The following is a 17,620-nucleotide window of genomic DNA, read 5'->3' on the forward strand; positions in this document are numbered from 1 at the left end:
CTTGAGGTCAACCGTCCGGCGAACGCCGCTTGACCAGCCGCTCCACCCGCGATTATGGTCAGCGTCCCCGCTCGGTGTTAGCGCTAACTCACACGAAGGTCCCCGACGATGACGAACCCCCGCGGCTCGGTGACGATCACCGACGTGGCCAACGCGGCCGGGGTTTCGGCGAGCACGGTGTCGTACGTGATCACCGGCAAGCGGACGATCTCCGCGGCCACGCGGCGGCGGGTGGAGGAGACCATCCGCACCCTCGGCTACCGGCGCCGCGGCGGGTCGGTCGCGTCCCGGGCCGGCGTGCTGGCGGTCGCCGTCGGGCTGGACCGGCACCTGGGCGTGGCGATGGAGTTCTTCGCCGCGGCCGCCGGCACCGCCCGCGAACTCGGCTTCGACCTGCTCCTGGTCACCGACGACACCGGCACCGCGGGCCTGCACCGGGTGACGTCGGCCGCGCTGGCCGACGCGGTGATCGTGCTGGACGCGGGCGACGACGACCCGCGCGTCCCCGGCCTGCTCGCCTCGGGGAGCCCGGCGGTGCTGATCGGCCGCGGTCCTTCGGCCATCCCCGTGGACTTCGCGCCGGCCGGCCAGGCGTGCGCGACGCACCTCGCCGGTCTCGGCCACCGCGCGATCGCGCACCTGACGCCGTCGGCCCCGCACCGGCTCCGCTACCTGGCGGGCTTCCGCGAGGCCGCCGTCCACCGGCGCCTGGAAGCGCTTTCCCGCCCGTGCGCACCCGAGGACGTGCCGCGCTGCCTGGACGAGCTGCTCACCCGCGACGGGCCGACGGCGCTGGTCGTCCACGACGAAGCCGTGCTCCCGCCGGTCCTGGCCGAGCTGGGGCGGCGCGGGCTGCGGGTGCCCGGGGACGTGTCCGTCGTGGCGGTGTGCTCGGCCGGTGTGGCCGACCACCAGCGGCTCCGCCCCACGGCGGTGGTCGTCCCTGCGCGGGAGCTGGGCGTGCGGGCGGTGCAGCTGGCGGTGGGCCGGCTGGAGGGGCTGCCGCCGGCCGAGCCGGAGCCCGTGGTCCCTTCGCTGGTGCTCGGCGAAACCACCGGCCCGGCCGTCGGCTGACCTTCAGCGTCCCGGTGCGGCTCGCTCGTCGAGGCCGAGCGCCGCGACCAGGTCGGCCACCCGGTGGTGGGCCTCCAGCGGGTGGCGCAGCCTGCCCTCCGGGTGAATCCGGTAGTGGTTGCGCCTGCCGACCCGCTCGCGCTCGAGGTAGCCCTCGTCGATCAGGTCGCGCAGGACGAGCTGCACCCCGCGTTCCGTGATGCCCACCCGGGCGGCGATGGCGTGCAGCGTCGAGTCGGGATCCGCGGCCACGCACAGCAGAACGTGCGCGTGGTTGCTCAGGAACGTCCACGAAACCATACCGGCCACAGTAGACGTCCGAACTTGACAGACGAACTGCAGTTCGTCATTCTGGAGGCACGGAGGGGAGTACCCGCCCGGTCCGGCATCGTCAGTCCGGCTGCCCGTGTGCGGCCCGGTGCCGGCGTCACCGCGTGTGGCCGGGGAGACCTCTGGTTCGGCACCGAACCGGAGGAGTGTGCATGACCGTCCCCTTTTGGGCCTGGCTCGCCGTGCTCGGCGTCATCCTGGCGATGCTCGCCGTCGACCTGGCCGCCCATCGCCGCGCGCACGTCGTCGGTGTCCGCGAAGCCCTGGCCTGGTCCGGTGTGTGGGTGGCGCTGGGGCTGGCCTTCGGCGCCGTCGTCTGGTGGGTCTGGGGTGCGGAGTTCGCGGGCCAGTACTTCGCGGGCTACGTCATCGAAAAGTCGCTGGCGGTCGACAACGTCTTCGTGTTCGCGATCATCTTCGGGTACTTCGCCGTCCCGCGCGAGCACCAGCACCGCGTCCTGTTCTACGGGGTACTCGGCGCGCTCGTGTTCCGCGCGGTGTTCATCGCGGCGGGCTCGGCGCTGATCGCGAGCTTCGCGTGGATCCTGTACGTCTTCGGGGCTTTCCTCGTCGTCACCGGCTTCCGCATGGCGCTGCACCGCGAGCAGGAAGTCGACTACGAGCGCAACGTCGTGCTGCGCGCGTTCCGCCGGGTCGTCCCCTCGACCGATCGCCACCACGGCGCCAGGTTCCTGGTCCGCGAAGGCGGCCGCTGGGTGGCGACGCCGCTGCTCGCGGTCCTGGTGCTGATCGAGGTCGTCGACGTCGTCTTCGCGGTCGACTCGATCCCGGCGATCTTCGCCGTCACGCAAGAACCCTTCCTCGTCTTCACGTCGAACGCCTTCGCGGTCCTCGGCCTGCGGGCGATGTACTTCCTGCTGGCCGACGTCATGCACCGGTTCGTCTACCTCAAGTTCGGGCTGGCGCTGGTGCTGGTCTGGGTGGGCGTGAAGATGCTGCTGCTGGAGGTCTGGAAGATCCCGACGGCGCTGTCGCTGGGCGTGGTGGCCGCGATCCTCGCGACGGCGGTGGGGGCCAGCCTGCTGCGGACGCGGACCCGTTCCGGGTAAATCGCTTGCCCCGTCCTCGGCCCGGCGATGGACTGTCGCGATGGAGATCCGCCCCACCACCGACCAGGACCTCGACGCCTTCGTCACCACGTTCCACACCGCGCTGGGCCGCTTCCCGGAAGCCCCCGGCGAAGACGGCGGCGTCTGGTGGTCGGCGCTCGAGATGGACCGGAGTCTGCTGGCCGTGACGCCGGCGGGGCAGCCCGTCGGCACCGCCGGCGCGTACACCTTCGAGCTCACCCTGCCCGGCGAGGTCCTCGCCCCGGCCGCCGGGGTGACCGCCGTCGGGGTGCTGCCCTCGCACCGGCGGCGGGGCGTGCTCAGCGCGATGATGCGGCACCAGCTCGGCGACCTGCGCGCCCGCGGCGAGTTCCTCTCGGTGCTGCTGGCCTCCGAAGCCGTTATCTACCGCCGGTTCGGCTACGGGCCGGCGACCTACACGCAGCGGCTGACCGTGCCGCGCCACCAGGCCGGGCTGGCCCTCCCCCGGTCCCGCGCCGGCGCCGAAGCGCCCGGCTCGGTCGAGGTGCGCCCGCGTGCCGAGTGCGTCGGGACCATGGAAGAGGTCTACGACCGCTACCGGCGCACGCAGCCCGGCGCGCTGTCGCGGCCGCCGCGCTGGTGGAGCTCGGGCGCGGGGCAGCCCCCGATCGCCCCGGCGCAGCGGTACGTCGCCGTCCACCGCGACGCCGGCGGGGTCGCGGACGGGTACGCCAGCTACGCGGTCGGCGAGCCCCGCACGTTGACCGTCGACGAGATCATCGCCACCGACGACGCCGTCTTCACCGCACTGGCGCGGTTCGCGCTCGAGCACGACCTGGTGACCGACGTCGTGCTCAAGCACGTCCCGCCCGGGCACCCGCTGCGCTGGCAGCTCGGTGACTTCCGCGCCGCCGAGGTCGGCGGGGACACGGACTGGCTCTGGGTCCGGCTGCTGGACGTCCCCCGCGCGCTGACCACCCGTGGCTGGTCCGCCGACGGCGAGCTGGTCCTCGACGTCACCGACCCGTTCCTCGCCGAGCGCGGCCGCTACCTGCTGACCGTCCGCGACGGCAAGGCCGGGTGCGTGCCGACCGACCGCGAGCCCGGCCTGTCCCTGGACGTGAGCGACCTGGGGTCGATCTACCTCGGCGGCACGACCCCGAGCACGCTGGTGCGGGCCGGCCACATCGAGGCCCACGACCCGGAGGCGGCCGCCGTCGCCGACGCCCTCTTCCGGACCGAGCGCGCGCCGCACTGCCTGCACTGGTTCTGACCGGTCATGGCCTTCTCCGACGCTTCCCTGACCGCGCTGCGGGTGTTCCGCGAGGTCGCCGAGCGGGGAACGCTCACGGCCGCGGCTGCCGCGCTCGGGTACACGCAGTCCGCGGTCTCGCGGCAGATCGCGGCGCTGGAACGCGCGGCGGGCACGCCGCTGCTGGAACGCCGTCACGACGGGGTGCGGCTCACCGCGGCCGGGCAGATCGTGCTCCGGCGGGTCACCGGCGTCGTCGACCAGCTCGACGCCACCGCGCGCGAACTCGCCGGGCTGCCGGCCGAGCGGGCCACGGTCCGGCTGGGCTGGTTCCCGACCGCCGGCGCCGAGCTGCTCCCCCGGGCGCTGGCGGCCCTGCGGCGCACCGACCCGGCGATCACCGTCCTCAGCCGCGAAGGCGGCACCCCGGCGCTGGTCCGGGCACTGCGCGCCGGCACGCTGGACGTCGCCCTGCTGGCCTCGGCGCCGCCGTTCCGCCCGCCGGACACCGAAACGCCGGCGCTGACCGTGCACACGCTGGCCGAACGCAGCCTCCGCGTCGCGGTGCCCGCCGACGACCCGCTCGCCCGCCGCGGCTACCTCGACGTGGCCGACCTGCGCGGCCGCCGCTGGATCGCGGGTTCGGGCGACGACCGGGTGCTGGGCGTGTGGCCGGGCCTGGACGAGCGGCCGGAGATCGCGCACACCGCCCGCGACTGGCTGGCCAAGCTGCACCTGGTGGCCGCCGGGTGCGGCATCACGACGGTGCCGGGCGCGCTCGGCTCAGTGGCCCCGCCCGGGGTGCGCGTGCTCCCGGTGCGGGGCGGGCCCGGGGAACAGCGCCGCGTGCTCCTCGCGCACCTGCCGCGTCCGTTGCCGGACCCGGTCGCCCGCGTGGCCGCCGCCTTGCGCGCGGCCGCGCTGGAAACGGACACCGGCGAGTAGGCAGGCAGTCCCAATGCCGTTAAGGCCACCTTACGGGCGTCTGACGCCCGTAAGGTGGCCTTAACGGCAGTCGGGGCAGGCTTCCTTCTTCGGGACCGCCATCGGGACCACGCGCATCGCCGCGCCGGCCATCGCCGCGTTGCCCACGCGGTCCTGGCCCGCCGCCAGCGTCGAGGCCAGGTGGGACGGGACCGTCTTCGCACTGCCGTCCATCGCCGTCTTCGCGGCCTGTGCGTTGCCGATCACCGCAGGGACCAGGACGAGCTTCTGCTTCACCTTGTCCGAAGCCGCGGCCGTGCGGAGCTCGTGGGCCGTGACCGGGACGGCGGGTTTGGTCTGCGGGGGCATCAGTTCAGGCATGCGCACTCCCGTTGTCCGTCAGGAGTTCAGCGTACCGGCCCAGCTCCGCCGGGCGGAACAGCCGCGCCTCGCGCTGGAACTGACGGGAGACGCCGCGCACCACGTGGCGCATCCCGATGGCGGCGCTGCCCGCGTCGGCGGCCGCCAGTGCCGCCGTGCGGGCCGCCGCGGTGATGCCCGCGCCCGTCATGTCCAAGCGGCACAGCACATCCACGTCGACGTCCGGCGCCAAGGGCGCCTCCGGTGGGAACGCCAGGTGCCACAGGCGGCGGCGCTCCGCCACGCTCGGGCGGGGGAAGTGGACCACGAAGTGGAACCGCCGGGTGAAGGCCGGGTCGATGTTCTCCTTCAGGTTGCTCGTCAGGATGATCAGGCCGTCGCTCGCTTCCAGGCGCTGCAACAGGTACCCGACCTCCAGGTTGGCGTACCGGTCGGTGCCCTGCTTGACCTCGCCGCGCTTGCCGAACAGGGCGTCGGCCTCGTCGAAGAGCAGGACCGCGTGGCTGTCCTCCGCCTGGCGGAACACCGCCTCCATGTTCTTCTCCGTCTCCCCCACCCACTTCGACACCACCTGCGCCAGGTCGACCTTCAGCAGCTCCAGGCCCAGGATCCCGGTGACGACCTCCGCCGACATCGTCTTGCCCGTGCCCGGCTCGCCGGTGAACATCGCCTTGACACCGCCGGTCGTCGTCTTGCGGGCGAAGCCCCACGCCTCCGCGATGCGGGGCCACGCGCGGAACGCCGACGCGATCTCTTCGATCTGGGCCAGCTGCGCGTCCGGCAGGACCAGGTCCGCCAGCCCGCGGCGCGGGATGATCGACTGCACCGCGCCGCTGGAACGCCCCCGGGTCACCGTGGCGATCGCGGGCTCGACGTGGTCGGTGACCGGGTGGCCGCCGGACAGGCGCGCGCCGGTGTCGGCGACCGCGGCCACCGCGCGGAGTTCGCCGCCGCTCATCCGGTAGCGGGCGGCCAGGTCGGCCAGGACGTCCTCGCCCAGCACCGGGAACGCCGACGACCACATCGCGCGCCGCTCCGGGAAGCCCGGCGGCGGGATCGTCAGCTCCGCGTAGGTGCGGGCGGCCAGCAGCCGGGGCGGGCGCCACGGGGTCGCGCCGGTCAGGCACAGCGGCACGCCCGAGCTCGCCCACGGCTCGTCGGCCCGGTCCTCGCGGCCGTCGGTCGGGAGCCACAGGATCGCGTTGAGGGCCGCCGCGGTCCGCAGGTCGTCCGCGTCGCCGGTGGTCACCCGCCGCAGCGGACGGCCGGCCGCGGCCGCCAGTGCCTGGGCGGCGTCGAGCTGGCTGTCGGCGGGGCAGCCCCACAGGCCGACCACGTCGACGTCGCCGTCGGCCAGCGCGCGGCCGAGCGCGGTGAGCCGGTCCGCCTCCAGGAACGGGGACGCCACCCAGCGCTCGGGCCGGGTGACTTCGCCGGGGTCGTGGCCGAGGATGCCGACGTCGCCGCCCCAGCCCAGCAGGTACTCGAACACGCCGCCGCCGAGGGCCAGCTCGCGGGCGAGCTCGGTCGGCGCGTCACCGGCCGCCCGCACCAGGCCGTAGCGGCGCAGCCGGCCCGCGGCGCCGAGCGCGCGGCGCAGGGCCAGCCGGTCCGCCGGGGCCTCGGCGATCACCGTGACCAGCAGTTCCACGCACGGCGCCCGCCGGTTGAGGTTGTCCACGATGTAGGCGTAGACGCGCTCGTAGCCGGGGTCCAGCTCCGGCGCGGCCACCAGCAGCAGCGCGTCCTGCTCGTCCCGCGACAGGCCGTACCGGGTCGCGAGGGCGTCCAGCGGGAGCGTGACGCCGCGCGCCGCGGCCAGCCGCCGCAGGTGCTGCTCGGACTCCGGGGCCTGCCGGGCCGGGGACGGCGGCCCGGTCATCCCCTCGGCGAAGGCGTCCACGCGGTCGAGCAACGCGTCCACCTGCTCGTCGGTCACGCAGAACGGGGTCAGGTCCGGGCGCGTCAGCACCGCCGCGGCTTCGGCCTGCCGGGCGACGGCGCCGCGCAGCGCGTGGTGCAGTTCCGCCAGGCGCACCCGGAGGTGCTCGACCGCGGGCCCGTTCACGTCAGCCACCGGAGAAGGTCAGGGTCCGGCCGCCCAGCCAGACCACGTCGGGTACGTCGGTGAGGGCGCCGCCCCGCCACAGGTCCGTGTGGCGCCGCCCCAGGGGGAGCTTCACGCGCACCGCGTCCCGGGTGAACCGGACCGTGGCTTCCAGGTCGGCGAACGTCGTCAAGGCCCGCACCGGCGAATCCCCTTCCCACAGCTGCCACGCGATCATGCCCAGCGCGAGCGACGCCGCCAGCGAGACGCTGTGCTCCAGGGCGCGGTCCGCCGCCAGCGGCACGGCCCGGTGCTCGACGAACAGGACGCGGACCAGCTCGTCCAGGCGCTCGGCGGAAAACCTCGCGGCCAGGCGGGGTTCGACGCCGCCGGTCGTCCACAGTGGAGTTTTCCACCGCACGCGGGTCAGCGGGTCGTCGCGCAGGGGGCGCGCGTCGGTGAGGAACCGGACGCCGGCCGCCGCCAGGTCGCGCAGGGCCGACGGCGGGAGCGGGCCGTCGCGGACCAGCACCGGCGGCCGCCCGCACAGCGCCCAGTGCGGCAGCAGGCCGGCCGCGCCGTCCGCCCAGGCGACCGGGAACAGGCCTTGCGCGTCGACCAGCAGCAGGCCGTCGTCCACGCCCGCGACCAGCAGCGGGCCGGCGGGATCGTGGCCGCGGCACAGCGAAAGCGCCAGCACGCCGTCCAGCACCGGCAGCGCGGGGACGGCGTCCGCGGCGAACGCGGTCAGGTCCGGCACCGACTCCAGGCCGGCGAACGCGGCCGCCGCGACATCGTCCGCGGGCGCCCGCCGCCAGCCCCGCTGCGGCGCGCCGAGCACCTTGTACGCCAGGGCCGCGGCGAACAGCGGGGCGGCTTCGGCCAGTGCGGGGCCGATCGCGTCCAGGTACCCGGTCCTGGCCAGCGGCCCGGTCAGCAGGAACGGGAGCACGGACCCGACCCGGATCTCACCCGCCGGTCTCGGCTCGGTTCGCGCGGCGCCGGACGGGGTGCCCACCGGCGGCGTGGTGGCCGCCGCCTCCGGCGCGCCCAGCAGCTCGGCGATCTCCGCCGGGGTCGCGGGCGGCGCCGGGAGGGACAGCCGCCGCGCCAGCTCCGCGGCCAGTTCGACGGCCGGTCCGGGAAGGCTCGCGACGGCGGACGAGCCGGGCACTTCGCCGACTTCCCCCGCGAGCGCGACAGAATACTCGCCGCCGGACTCGGAAAGCAGTACCGACAGCAACCTCCGCACGGTCTCCTCGGGAAGCAGGGCGAGCAACGCGGCGAGTTCGTCCCGCGCGGCCAGCTCCTCGAACAACGCGGCCACCGTGGGTTCGTCCGCCGCCTCGGCCGGCACGAAGGACGGCAGCTCGGCAGAAGTGTCCATAGTGGACAACTCCGGTACCGCACCAGCGGGAGCCGTTGCGGGCAGCGGGATCGAGACCACCTCCGCCGGGAGCGTCCCACCGCCGGGCACCGCGGCTTCGAGGACGAAGCTAGCGGGCGGCGAACCGGCACCGGGCGCGGAAAGCCGGACGGACAGCCGCACCGGCTCGGTGATCTCCACGTCCGGCCCGTCGTCCTCGGCGAGGTCGCCGAACCGCTCGGCCAGCAGGTCCGGCAGCGCGTCGAGAACCCGCCGGACGAGGCCGCGGGGGTCGGGCCCCCAGCTCCACCCGCCGCGCCGGACCACCCGCACCACGCAGTGGCGCACGGTGATCCCGCCGCCGGTGGGCGCACTCACTTGCCGACCTCGTCCAGCCGGCCCGCCCGGCCCGCGACCAGCGTCAGCACGGCGTGCGCGCCCGCGCTCACGGTGACCGGGAGGGACACGCTGTCGTTGCCCTCCTTGATGGTCCCGCTCAGCGGCAGCGTGTCCCCGCCCTCGGAGACCAGCGCGAACACCGCGAGCGGCTCGGACGTCTTGTCCGGGACGGTGACCAGCAGCCCGGCGCCGTCGAACTTCGGCGCGGGCAGCTTCGCCAGTTTCGCCAGCGCGGGCTTCGCCGGCTGGCCGGGCACGCGCGTGACGCCGTAGGCGAGCGGTTCGACGAACACCGCGGGCTGGTCGTCGGCCTCGTGCACGGCGAGCTCCCGGCCCGCCAGTGAAAGGGTCACCACCTCACCCGACTTCAGCGACAGCCGCACCGGCAGCGCGGCGCCGACCAGTGCCTCCGCCGCCGGCACCGGCGTGCCGATCGCCTTGACCGCGCCGACCACGTTGCCGGTGCTCGACTCGTACACCGCGAACACGCTCACCTCAGCCACCCCCGCTCGTCGCCGCGACCGTCGCCAGTACCAGGAAGTCGACCGAGCCCGCGGTTTCGGTCACCGCGGGACCGACGCCCGGGTCGTAGGACCGCAGGCGGCACCGGACCCGCCGGTCACCGTCCACAGTGGCCTCGGCGGGCACGGTCAGCCCCGACTCCGACGGCGGGATCTTCGGGGTCACGTAGACGTGCAGCGCCACCCGCCCGTCGGCGACCTCCGCCGGGGTGACCCCGGACGGCAGCGGCAGCACCATGCCGTCGGTGGCGCTGCCGGACGTCGCCAGCACGCTGCCCGCCGAGATCTGGCCGGAGAAGCTCCCCGCGATGGTCAGGTTGCCGTTGGGCGCCACCGTCAGCAGCGGGTCGACGTCGCCGGTTCCCTTGTACAGCCCGTAAACCAGCGACGGCGTGGGCGAGCCCGACAGCACCAGCGCCGGCTTGCCCTCCTGCACCGCGGGCAGGGTGCGCAGCGCCAGCGAATCCGACCGGGCCGACACGGTGTCCGCGCGCACCCCGACGTACCGCGGCCCGACCCCGCGCGCCGCCGGGACCGCGGCGGTGAAGTGCGTGCCGTCCCACTGGACGAAGCCCAGCAGCACCAGCCACTGCGCGGGCGGGGCGGCCGGGGCGGCGGCCACCGCGGGCGGCTGCTGGTCGGCCACCAGCCGCTCGTCGCCGTGCCGCCGGAAGAGGATCTGGTAGGACTCCTCGACCCGGGTCGGCCCGCCGGCGCCGGCGCACGACGCCGGGCCGGTCGCGGGGCGGGCCCGGTCGGCGGCGGTGAGGAACACCGGGTACGGCTCGGTCGACGGCCCGTCGGCGCCGTTCACGGCCTCGAAGTCGGCCTCCGAAAGCACGACCGGCGCCGGCACCAGGATCTCCCGGCCGGTCCCGTCGATCGCGAGCCCGGCCTGCACGGTGACTTCGGCGAACCGGTTGCCCGACACGGGGTCGGTCCGGTTCACCGTCGTCATGCCGAGCCCGTCGGCGATGCCCCAGTCGTGCGAGAGGCGCGCGTGCCGGACGGCCGCCGAGCGGGCGTAGGCGACGGTCGCCGCGAGGTCCGCGGCGGCGAGCACCTGCCCCTCGTGGAACTCCGGGCGCAGTGGACCGGTCACGACGTCTCACCCGACCGCGGCTTGCGGGCGGTGCCACCGCCGCGAGCCGGCGACGACCGGCCCCGCCGCGGCGGCGGCTTCGGCTTCACGGCCTGCTCCTCGTCTTCCGCCGCTTCGGCGTCGGCGGCCTCGGCTTCCGGGGCGTTCTCCAGCTCCGAAAGCCGGTCGGACAGCCGTTCCGGCAGCTCGTCCCGCACCTGCGAGACCTGGCGGCGCGCGGTGTCCAGCTGACCCCGCAACGCTTCCACGGTCGCGACCAGGTCGCTCACCTGGCCGCGCAGCGCGTTCATCTCCTGCAGGCTGTCGGTCACCTCGGCCGGCACGGTGTACACCTGCTCGCGCACGGGTTTCGGCACGGTCTCCCCCGGCGCCGGGGTCACCAGCAGCTCCCACATCCGCTCCAGCGGGCCCCGCGACCGCCAGTCCTCCAGCAGCCGCGGCACGTACGGCCGCGGGATCGGCCCGCCGGCCGGCACGGACGGCGGCCGGTACACCGGGATCGGCTGGCAGCAGATCTGCTCGGCGAAGTGGCGCAGCTGGTAAAGCTTCGGCAGCCACTCGCCGTAGGCCGACCCGCCCGGCAGCACCTGCTCCCGGGTCGCCGAGCAGACGCGCACGACGTCGCAGCCGTCCAGCTCCAGGTGCGCGAGCAGCACGTCGTTGTCCGCGCAGTCCGTGCACGGCGGGTTCAGCGTCGAGCAGGCCGCGTCGGTGACGAACCGGCGCACGTACGTCGTCAGCTTCCCCGCCGCGTCCGTGAGCAGGCCCAGGTCGGCGACGCCCAGCCGCTGCATCTGGTCCGGCTCCGGGATGGGCAGCGGCTGCGGGACGGCGACCTTGCGGACGTCGTCGTGCAGCCGGCAGTCCGCGACGCCCGCCACCCGGTCCAGCCGGCCGAGCAGCCACTCCCGCAGCCGCACCAGATCGGCCCGGAACTCGGCTTCCAGCACGTTGTTCACCGGCGTCCCCTGCGCCAGCAGGCGGCGCTCGATCGGGGCGTCCGGGTCGGGCGTGACCACCCGGCTCTTCACCTCCGCCAGGAGGGCCAGCGCGAGCTGCCGGTGCGCGGGCTCCGGCCAGACCTCCTCGGCGTCGGTCCCGGCCAGCCGGTCACAGGCCGCGCCGAGCACTTCCCGGGCGCCGTCGATCGCGCCGAGCTCTTCGTACTGCGACCGCAGTTCCCGCTGCCCGGCCTCGTCGTAGGTGTCGTACCGGGCGACGGCCGAGGCCAGGGCCCGCACGTACTCGGTCTGCTGCCGCGCCTCCGGCGGCTGCGGGGTGTCCCCGGCGGCCTTCAGCAGGGCGAGGTTGTCGTGGTACCGGACGGCGTCGTCCTTCTCGAACGTGATCGGCCGGGTCGATGAGCCCCCGGCGACGGCCATCGGGTCCAGGTGGTGCTCGAGCCGCGCGGCCAGCAGCCGGACGTGCTCGTAGGCGTCCTTGTCCCCGATCCGCGCGAGCAGCTTGGTGGCGGGGTTGTACCGGTGGTCGTCGGTCGGGTCGCACTTGACGACGAACCGGAAACCCTCCTCGGCGCGGGAGGGCACGCAGCCCGGCGACGGGCACGGCTCTTCGGTGGCGAACGGTGCCACCGGGCCGACCATGCTCTCCTCGTACCGCACGAAGAGCCCGAAGTGGCGCTGGTCGTCGTCGCACGGATCACCGCATTCGACACCCGGCGAGGACACCCGCAGCTCGCGGACGAGCGCCTGCACGTCGACCTTCTCCTTGCAGGACAGCACGATGTCGTTGCCGCAGCAGTCCAGGGCGTGCCCGGGGTGCACGAGCACCGTCCCGCCCGCGCACGAGTCGCAGGACACCTCGAGCCCGCACACGACCCCGGGGCCGGAGAGCATCCGGTTGTGCAGCCGGTCCTTCCCGGCCACGTAGTCGGTCAGCAGCGTGAGGTCGTCCTCGGTGAGCAGCTGCCCCGCGAAGAACCTCGGCCGGACGAACGCGGCGGGGAAGGCCGGCGCCCCGCCGCACCCGCACCCGCAATCAGTCGTGCTCATGAACGCTCCTCGGTGATGAAGAACCAGCTCTCGAAGACGTCGCCGCCCGCACCGGTGCCGGACGTCCACGGCCCGATGCCCGTGGGCGGCACGAGGCAGCCGGTCGGCTCGGGCTCGGGGTCGTGGCCGTGGCCGGTCTCGGTCTCGACGTCCGCGTGGCCGAGGTAGGGCACCCGGCCGCCGACGTTGGTGCCGTCGACGGGACGGCAGCAGTGGTCGAGGATGAACGCGGCGCGGACGGTGATCAGCACCCGGTCGCCGTCCTGCAGCGTCTCGCGGGTCGTCTGCCGGTAGCGGAAGTGGTCGGTGAACTCGCCGTCCTGGGGCGTGGGTTCCTCGAACTTCCCGCCCATGTACCAGGTGTCGGCGTTGCGGCCGGCGCCGCCCTCGATCACCTGGATCTCCACCACGCCGCGGCGCAGGCTGTCGACGCGGACGCCGTCGGAGAACTCGACGACCAGGCCGCCGGAGTTCTTCTGGGTGCCGAGCAGCTCCTTGGCCTCGTTCACCGTGTACGTGTGGCCGTGGCGCCAGTTGACGCCGGTGATCACCGTCGGCACGCGCTTGCCGAAGAACCGCCGGACGTCGAGGTGGATCTGCTCCTCGCGGACCGGCTTCGCGAAGTCGACGTCGTCGATCCTGGCCAGCCACAGGACCTTGTGCTCGCACCGGGTGCAGCAGGTCTCGCAGCGCTCGTCCTTCGGCGGCGTCTTGGTGGTGACGCGGACGCAGTAGCTCTCCTCGGTGTAGCCGAAGTCGCAGTCCGAGGTGTCCGCGCAGGCGGAGTTGAACACCGTCCGGGTCGGCTCGACCGCGCGTTCGGTGTACTCGACGCCGACCCACACCGTCGACCCGGTGCGCTCGTCCTCGTGCAGCGCGTCCCACAGGTCGATCGCGCAGCTGCCCGGCACGAGCACTTCGTTGCCGTCGCAGTCGACGCCGAGCCCGCTGGTGATGTGCACCTTGGCCTGGTGCTCGTGCTTCTCCTTGTCGTCCGGCGCCGGCGCGGGTTCCACGAACAGCCCGCACACCACGCCGTAGCCGAGCAGGCAGCGCATGCGCAGCTTCAGCTTCTCGCGGAAGTACTCCTGCTCCCGCTGGAAGTCGCGGGCGGTGAGCAGCTGGCCGTGGAAGTACCGCAACCGGCGGAAGGGCTGTTCCTCTGTCGTTGCCTCGGTCATCTCTTCCCTGTCCTCTCAAGACACTCGCGTGTGGACCCCGACCGCGGACACCACGCCGACGCTCACCCCGTGGCGGACGCCCCGTGGCCCGGGCCGCAGTACTCCGTCGTGGTTCAGGCGCACGCCGCCCACCACCGGCGGCGGCAGCGGGACGAACGCGGTGTCGACCCCGACCGCCGACCGCGTGCCGACCACGAACCCCGTCCCGCCGACGCGCACCGCGCCTTTCGTGTGCGCCGGCGCCTGCCGGACCACCAGGCGCCGCACCGCCTCCTCGTCGGCCGCGCCGGCGGGCAGCAGGACCCGGAACCGGTGGGCGTGCTCGGTGAGGGGGTCGGAGTCCGGGTCGCCGAACGCCCGCAGCGGCGTCGCGCCCAGCGTCGAGGTGTCCAGCCGCAGCCGCGACGAGGACCGGCCGAACAGCCGCACCGAGCCGAGGCCGCGGGCGGTCGGGGGCGCCGCGGTCGCGCGCACCTGCGCCCAGTGCCGGTCGCCGGCCAGCTCGTCGATGACCGGGTCGACGCCGAAGACGATCCCGATCGCGTCCTTCAGCGCGGCGGGGGTGCCGCGCCGCCGGTACAAGGCGGGGGCGGCGGTGATCAGCTTCCGGCGCGTTTCCGCGTCCCAGCCGGCTTCGAACGACAGGCCGAGCAGCCCGGCCAGCCACGGCAGCGCGCCGTCCGGCACGCCGGCCGGGTCGAGCAGCGCCGGGTAGCGCTCGACGACCTCGTCGATCTCGGCCGTGGCCGCGTCGAACAGGGACAGGAACCGCTCGGTGAAGTCGTCGGCCGCCGGGTCCTGCCGGAACGCCGCGGGCAGCAGGTCCGCGCTGGTGGACCGCGGGAAGTCGAGCCGGATCCGGTGCAGGACCGGCGTCGCCGACGAATCGCCGGACAGCCGCACGCGGGCCGTGAGGTGGCGGCCGGGCGGCTGGTCGACGAGGAAGTCGGTGACGCCCGCGGGCGCGGTCTGCCAGTCGCTGTCGGCGAACTCCCCGTCCTCGGACACCACGATGGACACCGTCACCGCGGTACCCGGCGGCACGTCCGCGGTCACCCGCACGCGGTGCCACCGGCAGCGCGAGATCCCGCTGTCGATCCGGAAGGTGGTGAACTCGCCCTCGGTGACGAACTGCCCGGGCTCCGGCGCCGGTTCCTCGCGTGGCTGCCCTTCCCAGTCGTAGCACGAGGTCACCTCGCCGTCGGGCCCCGGCTCGCGCAGGCAGAAGCCGTCCTCGTCCGCGCGGACGAGCCCGCTGGGCGGCACCTCCGCGGCCAGTTCGTCCAGTGTGGACTCACAGTGGTCGCGGTAGATCCGGAACCGGCCTGCTTCCTCGGTGAGCAGCCAGATCGTGCGGCCGGGCCCGGTGCGGATGCCGATGATCTCGCCCCGGACGTGCGTGCGGACGACCTCGCAGAGCCGCCCGTCGGCGCCGTAGCGCCACAACCGGTCGCTGCCCTCGCGGGAAACGAGCACCTGCTCGTCCTGCGCGAGCGCGACGACCTTCGCGTGCCGGAGCCCGATCACCGCGACCAGGTGGTCGCCTTCGTTGCGCCACACGAAGACCCGGCCGGAGTCGACCACGGCGATCCGGTGCCCGCGCGCGGCCACGGCCGTCGGCGCGGACAGCAGCCGGGGGTCGCAGTACGACGGCCAGACGGGCACCCAGCCGCCGTCGCAGGTGTCCCGGCGCAGCAACCGCTTGCCGGACAGCAGGTACCAGCCGCACGGCCCGCAGCCGGGGGCCAGCCGCGGATCGGGGAACCACGGCAGCAGTTCCGCCCGCGTCGGGCCGTCCGGGGACGCGCCGGCGTGGGCGAGCCGGACGCCGGCCGGGCCGTCGAACCCGACGAGGTCCGCCACGGCGTCCTGGTCCCACCCGACGACGTCGTCGAGGAGCCGGAACGTGCCGGTCGTGGGTGTGCACGTCATGCGGGCTCCTCCACCGGGATCAGCAGCGGGCGCTCCGGCCACACCAGGTCTTCGGGCGGGATCGGGTGGTCGGTGCACGGCGGCAGCCGCAGCCCGTCGGCGGTGAGCGAAAGCCCGGACACCGCGAGGACGCCGTCGACGGCCAGGAGCCGGCGCACGAGCGCGGTGTGCCGCACCGCGCCGCCGAACGGCCAGCCGCCGCCGTTCTCCCCGCCCCGCAAGGGGTCCAGGTAGGTGGTGACGGCGTCCGCCGCGCGGGCAAGCAGGGCCGCGCGGTCCTGGCCGGTGTCGAGCACGACCCGGGCTTCGACGCCGATCCGCCGGAACGCGACCGGCCCGGCGACCACCGTGACACCGGCGGGCGCCACCTCGCGGGAGAGGTAGGCGGCCACCGCGCGCAGGGTCGCGGCGGTCGGGACCGGCGGCTCGGTGCCGCCGGCCTCGAACGGCGGCACCACGAGGACACCGACGACACCGGGGATGGGCGTGCCGGCGAAGTCCGGGTGCAGGCCCGGCACCCCGTTCGCGCGGGCGATCGAGGCACCCGGCGCGCGCAGCGCCAGCAGGCCGTAGTCGGCGGGGGCGACGGCCCGGCCGCGGGACCGCAGCTCCCCCACCCCGCGCCGCACGACGTCGGCGTCCGGCTCGGCGTCGGCGCCGCCGGTGGCGGGGAACGGGTTGGTCACGCCGGTCACGAAGGGCCGCGCGGTGACGACGCCGTTGACCGCGCCGGCACCCACCGCGCCCGCCGCGCCGCCGCCGACGCGGTAGCGCACCGCGCGGACGTTGCGGAAGCCCGGCGGCACGGGCGCGCCGTTGACGCCGTCGCCGAAGGTGACCACGCCGGTGTCGTAGTCGACGACGAACACGTGGTCGTCCGGGCCGTAGGCGGCGAGGCTCGGCACCTCCTGCCACCGCGAGGCGCCCTCTTCGGTGGTGCCGAACAGATCCATGCCCGGGTCGTCGTCGACCTCGATGACCACGGTGCCGGCCAGGATCGGGACCTGGCTCAGCCGCAGCCGCCGCCGTTCGGACGGGTTCGCGGGATCCTGGACGGGCTCCAGCGGCTCGTCGAAGAAGGTGCGGGCGGCGGTGGCGGCGACGGTGTTCAGCCGCAGCCCCGACACGAGCGGCGGCGCGACCGTGAACATGCCCTGCGCGACCTGCAGCCGCAGCCAGCGCAGCGGCGGGCTCGGGCGCGCGGTCGGCGGCTGGCCGGGTGCCCAGTCGCGGGGCAGCCGCAACTCCACGGTGCCACTGGCGCGCAGCCCCTGTGTCCCGTCGCGGACGACTTCGGCGGGCCGGAACCGGCCGCCGTCGAGGACGTCCCAGCGCAGCAGCGGCTGCGGTTCGAGCGGCAGCGGGGTGAGCCCGCCGTCGGCCGCGGGCACCGGCGGCGCGACCGCGACGACGAACCCCAGCGACAGCGAGGGGAACGGGCTCGCGATGCCGTCGAGACCCAGCCACAGCGCGTTGCCCGGCCGGGGCTCGGTGCCGAAGGGCGCGAACGGCCGGCCGGGCCCGTTCGGGCCGAGCGGCACCGGCTCGAGCGCCCCGCCCCGCTGCACCGCGAGCACGCTCAGGGTGGCGGGCGTGGCGTAGAGGTCCTGGTCGGTTTCGTAGACGACGTCGCCGCCGGTCCCGGTGGCGGCGGCCTGGAAGCCGGCGGGGACGAGCACCGAAGCGCCGTCCGGCGGCTTCACGGTGAACTCGAGCAGCGCGGCCGCCGCGGTCGCGGGCCGTCGGCGCACGCCCGCGGTGTTGAGGTGCTCGGCGAGGATCTTCTCCGGCAGCCGGTTGACCCGCAGGAGCACGGGTTCGGCCTGGGTCCCGAAGAGCCGCACGAGCGCGACCCCGGCGTCCTGCCGGTCGAAGCTGGTCCAGTCCGGGGTGTAGCCGGGAATGCGATCGCGCACGGCGCCCCGCACCGCTTCCCGCGTCGCCTCGACGAGCTCCGGCTGCACCCCGGACGGCCCGGGGCCGGGAACCATGCGGGCTTCCTCGTCGGAGTCACGCGCCCACCAGACGTCGGTCACCACACCCCACC

At 74.8% G+C, this 17,620-nt stretch carries 14 protein-coding genes; 4 read left to right on the forward strand and 10 right to left on the reverse strand.

Annotated features, from left to right (window positions below):
• Positions 1–108: 108 nt before the first annotated feature.
• On the forward strand, positions 109–1,074 hold the full coding sequence (locus EIY87_RS23585) for a LacI family DNA-binding transcriptional regulator (RefSeq protein ID WP_125311836.1): 966 nt from the start codon (positions 109–111) through the stop codon (positions 1,072–1,074).
• Between the two features lie 3 nt (positions 1,075–1,077).
• Here the strand turns inward: EIY87_RS23585 and EIY87_RS23590 are convergent, their stop codons facing one another.
• The gene (locus tag EIY87_RS23590; RefSeq protein ID WP_125311838.1) at positions 1,078–1,374 is read right to left on the reverse strand and encodes a helix-turn-helix transcriptional regulator; all 297 of its coding nucleotides are present in this window, start codon (positions 1,372–1,374) and stop codon (positions 1,078–1,080) included.
• A gap of 182 nt (positions 1,375–1,556) precedes the next feature.
• Between EIY87_RS23590 and EIY87_RS23595 the strand changes: the two genes are divergently transcribed.
• From EIY87_RS23595 to EIY87_RS23605, 3 genes are read left to right on the forward strand one after another with little or no spacing between them, the layout of a single operon-like run.
• Entirely contained in the window at positions 1,557–2,474 is a 918-nt protein-coding gene (locus EIY87_RS23595; protein WP_125311840.1) for a TerC family protein, read from the forward strand.
• Between the two features lie 40 nt (positions 2,475–2,514).
• Positions 2,515–3,729 carry a GNAT family N-acetyltransferase gene (locus EIY87_RS23600; protein WP_125311843.1) on the forward strand — a complete coding sequence of 405 codons (1,215 nt, stop codon included), beginning with the start codon at positions 2,515–2,517 and terminating at the stop codon, positions 3,727–3,729.
• Between the two features lie 6 nt (positions 3,730–3,735).
• The gene (locus tag EIY87_RS23605) at positions 3,736–4,653 is read left to right on the forward strand and encodes a LysR substrate-binding domain-containing protein (RefSeq protein WP_125311846.1); all 918 of its coding nucleotides are present in this window, start codon (positions 3,736–3,738) and stop codon (positions 4,651–4,653) included.
• Between the two features lie 60 nt (positions 4,654–4,713).
• Here the strand turns inward: EIY87_RS23605 and EIY87_RS23610 are convergent, their stop codons facing one another.
• The 9 genes from EIY87_RS23610 to EIY87_RS23650 are packed head-to-tail and all read right to left on the reverse strand — an operon-like array spanning position 4,714 to position 17,609.
• Positions 4,714–5,013 carry a hypothetical protein gene (locus EIY87_RS23610; protein WP_125311849.1) on the reverse strand — a complete coding sequence of 100 codons (300 nt, stop codon included), beginning with the start codon at positions 5,011–5,013 and terminating at the stop codon, positions 4,714–4,716.
• On the reverse strand, positions 5,006–7,090 hold the full coding sequence (locus EIY87_RS23615) for an ATP-binding protein (RefSeq protein WP_225440005.1): 2,085 nt from the start codon (positions 7,088–7,090) through the stop codon (positions 5,006–5,008). Before EIY87_RS23615 ends, EIY87_RS23610 begins: the two co-directional genes overlap by 8 nt.
• Positions 7,083–8,804, reverse strand: coding sequence for a hypothetical protein (locus EIY87_RS23620; protein WP_125311852.1), 1,722 nt, complete (start codon positions 8,802–8,804; stop codon positions 7,083–7,085). The genes EIY87_RS23615 and EIY87_RS23620 overlap by 8 nt, the downstream gene beginning before the upstream one ends.
• A complete protein-coding gene (locus tag EIY87_RS23625; protein WP_125311855.1) occupies positions 8,801–9,328 on the reverse strand; it encodes a hypothetical protein in 528 nt (175 codons plus the stop codon). The genes EIY87_RS23620 and EIY87_RS23625 overlap by 4 nt, the downstream gene beginning before the upstream one ends.
• Positions 9,321–10,448 carry a hypothetical protein gene (locus tag EIY87_RS23630; protein ID WP_125311857.1) on the reverse strand — a complete coding sequence of 376 codons (1,128 nt, stop codon included), beginning with the start codon at positions 10,446–10,448 and terminating at the stop codon, positions 9,321–9,323. The genes EIY87_RS23625 and EIY87_RS23630 overlap by 8 nt, the downstream gene beginning before the upstream one ends.
• On the reverse strand, positions 10,445–12,460 hold the full coding sequence (locus EIY87_RS23635; protein WP_125311859.1) for a hypothetical protein: 2,016 nt from the start codon (positions 12,458–12,460) through the stop codon (positions 10,445–10,447). Before EIY87_RS23635 ends, EIY87_RS23630 begins: the two co-directional genes overlap by 4 nt.
• Complete coding sequence (locus EIY87_RS23640; RefSeq protein ID WP_125311861.1) at positions 12,457–13,641, reverse strand: hypothetical protein; 1,185 nt, start codon at positions 13,639–13,641, stop codon at positions 12,457–12,459. Before EIY87_RS23640 ends, EIY87_RS23635 begins: the two co-directional genes overlap by 4 nt.
• A 15-nt stretch (positions 13,642–13,656) precedes the next feature.
• A complete protein-coding gene (locus EIY87_RS23645) occupies positions 13,657–15,573 on the reverse strand; it encodes a phage tail protein (RefSeq protein ID WP_125311863.1) in 1,917 nt (638 codons plus the stop codon).
• Positions 15,570–17,609, reverse strand: coding sequence for a putative baseplate assembly protein (locus tag EIY87_RS23650; RefSeq protein ID WP_125311865.1), 2,040 nt, complete (start codon positions 17,607–17,609; stop codon positions 15,570–15,572). The genes EIY87_RS23645 and EIY87_RS23650 overlap by 4 nt, the downstream gene beginning before the upstream one ends.
• Positions 17,610–17,620: the final 11 nt, after the last annotated feature.

The sequence above is a fragment of the Amycolatopsis eburnea genome (assembly GCF_003937945.1).
Lineage (GTDB): Bacteria > Actinomycetota > Actinomycetes > Mycobacteriales > Pseudonocardiaceae > Amycolatopsis > Amycolatopsis eburnea.

Bases quoted from the DNA above. Each gene is read 5' to 3' on its own strand.
- EIY87_RS23585 (WP_125311836.1), top strand. From the start codon at position 109: ATGACGAACCCCCGCGGCTCGGTGACGATCACCGACGTGGCCAACGCG.
- EIY87_RS23590 (WP_125311838.1), bottom strand. From the start codon at position 1,374: ATGGTTTCGTGGACGTTCCTGAGCAACCACGCGCACGTTCTGCTGTGC.
- EIY87_RS23595 (WP_125311840.1), top strand. From the start codon at position 1,557: ATGACCGTCCCCTTTTGGGCCTGGCTCGCCGTGCTCGGCGTCATCCTG.
- EIY87_RS23600 (WP_125311843.1), top strand. From the start codon at position 2,515: ATGGAGATCCGCCCCACCACCGACCAGGACCTCGACGCCTTCGTCACC.
- EIY87_RS23605 (WP_125311846.1), top strand. From the start codon at position 3,736: ATGGCCTTCTCCGACGCTTCCCTGACCGCGCTGCGGGTGTTCCGCGAG.
- EIY87_RS23610 (WP_125311849.1), bottom strand. From the start codon at position 5,013: ATGCCTGAACTGATGCCCCCGCAGACCAAACCCGCCGTCCCGGTCACG.
- EIY87_RS23635 (WP_125311859.1), bottom strand. From the start codon at position 12,460: ATGAGCACGACTGATTGCGGGTGCGGGTGCGGCGGGGCGCCGGCCTTC.
- EIY87_RS23640 (WP_125311861.1), bottom strand. From the start codon at position 13,641: ATGACCGAGGCAACGACAGAGGAACAGCCCTTCCGCCGGTTGCGGTAC.
- EIY87_RS23645 (WP_125311863.1), bottom strand. From the start codon at position 15,573: ATGACGTGCACACCCACGACCGGCACGTTCCGGCTCCTCGACGACGTC.